Below are 4218 nucleotides of genomic sequence, written 5' to 3' on the forward strand. Positions count from 1 at the left end.
GGATTCGCCTCGATATAGTTGTCGGGATGGCCCAGGTAGTTCGGCATGAAGCCGACGATCGCGAAGAACACGATCAGCACGACGCCAAGCGCGAACAGATCCTTCATCACGAAATAAGGCCAGAAGGGCAGGGTATCCTTTTCCGCCTCCTGCTTGCTTGACCGCCGCACCTCGATCCCGGTGGGGTTGTTGTTGCCGGTCGTGTGGAAGGCCCAGATATGGACGACCACAAGCGCCGCGATGATGAAGGGCAGCAGGTAATGCAGCGAGAAGAAGCGGTTCAGCGTGGCATTGTCCACCGCCGGCCCGCCCAGCAGCCAGGTCTGGATCGTCGGCCCGATGCCGGGAATGGCGCCGAACAGGCCGGTGATCACCGTGGCGCCCCAGAACGACATCTGCCCCCAGGGCAGCACGTAGCCCATGAAGGCGGTGGCCATCATGGACAGATAGATCAGCATCCCGATGATCCACGTCACCTCGCGCGGAGCCTTGTAGCTGCCGTAATACAGCCCGCGGAAGATGTGCAGATAGACCGCCAGGAAGAACAGCGACGCGCCGTTGGAATGCAGATAGCGCAGCATATAGCCGCCATTCACGTTGCGCATGATCTTTTCGACGCTGGCAAAGGCCAGATCCACCTGCGGGGTGTAGTGCATCGCCAGCACGATGCCGGTGATGATCTGCAGCGCAAGGCAGAAGGTCAGCACGACACCCCAGATCCACATCCAGTTCAGGTTCCGGGGCGTGGGGATCATCAGCGTGTCATAGAGGATGCTTGCCACCGGAAGTCGGCGGTGCAGCCAGCGCTCGAAGCCCGTTCTGGGCTCGTAAGGATCGTGCGGGATACCGGCCATGTGTTGCCCTCCTCAGCCCAGCTTGACGGTGGTTTCGTTGATGAATTCGGCGATCGGGATCCACAGGTTCTCGGGCGCGGGGCCTTTGCGGATACGCCCGGCGGTGTCGTAATGCGAGCCGTGGCAGGGGCAGAACCAACCGTCGTAATCGCCCGCGTTGTTGCCGATCGGCACGCAGCCCAGATGGGTGCAGACGCCGATCATGACCAGCCATTCGCCGGCTTCGTCCATTGTGCGGTTCTGGTCGGTCGCGGGTTCGACGCCGCCAAGATTGGGGTTCTGCGCGGTCTGATCGATCAGTTCGCTCAACGCGACCGCGCGGCCTTCCTGGATTTCCTTTTCGGTCCGGCGGCGGATGAAGATGGGCTTGCCGCGAAACTTGACCGTCAACTGGGTGCCGGTCTCGACGCCGCTGACATCGACCTGGATCGAGGACAGGGCCTGGACATCGGCCGAGGGGTTCATCTGGTTCACAAGCGTCCAGGTGGCGGCACCGGCGGCCACCGTGCCTGCGCCGGCCGTGGCGTAATAGAGGAAATCCCTCCGGGTGCCGACGTGGTCATCTGCGTGGGACACGGGTCATTCTCCAATTCAGGCCGGAACCCCGGCCGATACGACATTCCGGGCCGCGTCTGATCGCAGCCTCTGCGGGGCGGTTCTAGCCTTCAATTCCGCGTCAGTCCAGCCGTCAAGCCCGCGCAAAAGCGCGCATATCGCCGCATCTGTTGGAATTTTGCCGCGCGCGACCGAAGGCTTGGCGCCCCGCGGCGACAGGCAGCCGCGCCTCCGGCCGGGGTCTCAGCCGGTCGGGGCAGTCGATCACAGCAGCCCCTGCGCCCGAAAGCTGATCTCGCGCGAGCGTCCGATGATCAGGTGATCGTGGACCGTGATGCCCATGGAATCGGCGGCCTGAACCACGCGGGCCGTCATCGTGATATCCGAATCCGAGGGCGTCGGATCGCCAGAGGGATGATTGTGGACGAGGATCAGCGCCGAAGCGTTCAGTTCCAGCGCGCGGCGGATGATCTCTCGCGGATAGACCGGAACATGATCGACCGTGCCGCGCGCCTGTTCCTCGTCGGCAATCAGGACGTTCCTGCGGTCCAGATAGAGGACTCGAAATTGCTCGGTCGGACGATGGGCCATTGCGGTGTGGCAATAATCCAGCAGCGCGTCCCAGCCAGACAGGACAGGCCGGTGCATGATCCTGGCACGGGCCATGCGCTGCGCCGCCGCCTCGACGATCTTCAGTTCGGTGACCACGGCCGGTCCGACACCCTCGACCTGGTGCAAACGCGCCGGTTCGGCGGTCAGTACCCCATTGAAATCCTTGAAAACCTCGATCAGTCGACGAGCAAGAGGTTTCACATCCTGCCGCGGGATGGCGCGGAACAGCACCAGTTCCAGCAATTCGTAATCCGGCATCGCGGCCGCGCCGCCCTGCCGGAAGCGGTCGCGCAGGCGGGCGCGGTGATCGGCCAGGTAAGAGGGCGGCGGGCCGTCCTTTTGACGCAACTCCGCGACCGGCCCCGCCACATCGTCGGCGGCGGGCGAAAACAGAGGCAGCGGCATTTCACCAAAGGCGCGATTCGAATCCATGCCGGCAGAATGGATCGAAGCCGGTGAAAAAAGGGTTAACCGCCGGCCTGATCAACTGGTCATGTCGTCCCAGAAGCCTTTCACCTTGTTGAAGAAGCTCGACGATTGCGGGCTGTTGTCGGCTTTTTCAGATTGGAAGTCGCGCAGCAGGTCCCGCTGTCTCGAGGTCAGGTTGACCGGCGTTTCGACCGTCAGTTCGATCAGCATGTCGCCGGCCTCGCCGCCCGCGCCCGCGCCGTGGCGCAGCGGCGGCATCCCCTTGCCGCGCAGGCGCATCTGGCGGCCGGTCTGACTGCCCGCGGGCACCTTGACCCGCGCACGGCCGCCATCGATGGTCGGCACCTCGACTTCGCCGCCAAGCGCCGCGACGACCATGCTGACCGGAACCTGACAGGCCAGCATCTTGCCATCGCGGACGAAGATGTCGTGTTCCTTCACCTCGATGAAGATATACAGATCGCCCGCGGGGCCGCCGCGCATTCCGGCCTCGCCCTCGCCCGCAAGGCGGATCCGGGTGCCGGTTTCGACCCCGGCCGGGATATTCACCGACAGCGTCCGGTCCTTTTCGATCCGGCCCGCGCCATGACAGGCCTTGCAGGGATTCTTGACGATCTGGCCCTGACCGCCGCAGGTCGGGCAGGTTCGTTCGACGGTGAAAAAGCCCTGCTGGGCGCGCACGCGGCCCATGCCCGAACAGGTCGGGCAGGCGGCGGGCTGTGTCGCCCCTTCGGCGCCCGTTCCCTCACATTCGTCGCAGGCGACCGAGCCGGGAACGGTGATCGTCTTCTGCAGGCCGCGATAGGCTTCTTCCAGCGCGACGCGCAGGTTGTAGCGCAGATCCTGTCCGCGCTGCGCCCGCGACCGGCCACTGCCGGCGCCACCGCCGCCGCGGCGACCCATCATGTCGCCGAAAAGATCCTCGAACACATCTGCGAAGGCCGAGCCGAAATCGCCGGGATGAGCGCCGCCCCCGCCACCGCCGCGACCGCCAAAACCGCCATTTTCGAAGGCCTGATGACCGAACCGGTCATAGGCGGCCTTTTTCTGGCCGTCCTTCAGGCAATCATAGGCCTCGTTCACCTCCTTGAAGCGCGCTTCGGCCTGACCGTCATTCTTGTTGCGGTCGGGGTGCAGCTCTTTCGCCTTGCGGCGATAAGCCTTCTTGATTTCTTCATCCGAGGCCCCGCGCGTGACCCCCAGAACCTCGTAAAAGCAACGCTTCGCCATATCTCGTCCTGTCTCCTGATCCCTGAAACACAAGTCCGGCCCGCGCGAACGCGGGCCGGATCAGGGAGGCGGCCCCGGATCAGCCGCGCTTCTTGTCGTCGCCGAGATCCTCGAAATCGGCGTCAACGATGTCTTCATCGGCGGCACGCGGCGAATCGTCCGCGCTCTCGGCCTCGTCCGGGGTCTGCTGCGACTTGTAGATCGCCTCGCCCAGCTTCATCGACGCATCCATGACGTTCTGGATGCCCGACTTGACCTTGCCGGCATCGTCGGACTTCACGGCCTCTTCCAGTGCGCCGATAGCCAGTTCGATCGCCTCGACGGTCGATTCGTCCACCTTGTCACCGTGCTCTTCCAGCGACTTGCGGGTCGAGTGGATCAGGCTTTCGGCCTGGTTCTTGGCCTCGACCAGTTCGCGACGGCCCTTGTCGGCCTCGGCGTTCTGTTCGGCATCCTTCACCATCCGCTCGATATCTTCGTCGGACAGACCGCCCGAGGCCTGGATGGTGATGTTCTGCTCCTTGCCGGTGCCCTTGTC

4 protein-coding genes and 1 pseudogene are annotated in these 4218 nt (G+C 64.2%); all 5 read right to left on the reverse strand.

The features are described 5' to 3' along the window. Positions 1-854, reverse strand: a pseudogene (gene petB, locus B4A72_RS05925) (cytochrome b); the annotation flags it as partial. A gap of 12 nt (positions 855-866) precedes the next feature. Then, positions 867-1430 (reverse strand): ubiquinol-cytochrome c reductase iron-sulfur subunit, encoded by a 564-nt coding sequence (gene petA / locus B4A72_RS05930; RefSeq protein ID WP_292959158.1) that lies wholly within the window; start codon positions 1428-1430, stop codon positions 867-869. A gap of 243 nt (positions 1431-1673) precedes the next feature. Further along, entirely contained in the window at positions 1674-2453 is a 780-nt protein-coding gene (radC, locus tag B4A72_RS05935) for a RadC family protein (protein WP_292959157.1), read from the reverse strand. A gap of 51 nt (positions 2454-2504) precedes the next feature. Beyond that, entirely contained in the window at positions 2505-3680 is a 1176-nt protein-coding gene (gene dnaJ, locus B4A72_RS05940) for a molecular chaperone DnaJ (RefSeq protein WP_292959156.1), read from the reverse strand. Positions 3681-3759: 79 nt separating this feature from the next. Next, positions 3760-4218, reverse strand: a 459-nt coding sequence (locus tag B4A72_RS05945) for an Hsp70 family protein (RefSeq protein WP_292978223.1), incomplete at its 5' end; no start/stop codon positions are given.

It is taken from the genome of Paracoccus sp. UBA5162 (assembly GCF_002413585.1).
In the GTDB taxonomy this organism is placed as follows: Bacteria; Pseudomonadota; Alphaproteobacteria; order Rhodobacterales; family Rhodobacteraceae; genus Paracoccus.

What these genes read in the sequence shown, in the direction of transcription:
- radC (WP_292959157.1), bottom strand. Translation starts at nt 2,453, where the DNA reads ATGGATTCGAATCGCGCCTTTGGTGAAATGCCGCTGCCTCTGTTTTCG.
- dnaJ (WP_292959156.1), bottom strand. Translation starts at nt 3,680, where the DNA reads ATGGCGAAGCGTTGCTTTTACGAGGTTCTGGGGGTCACGCGCGGGGCC.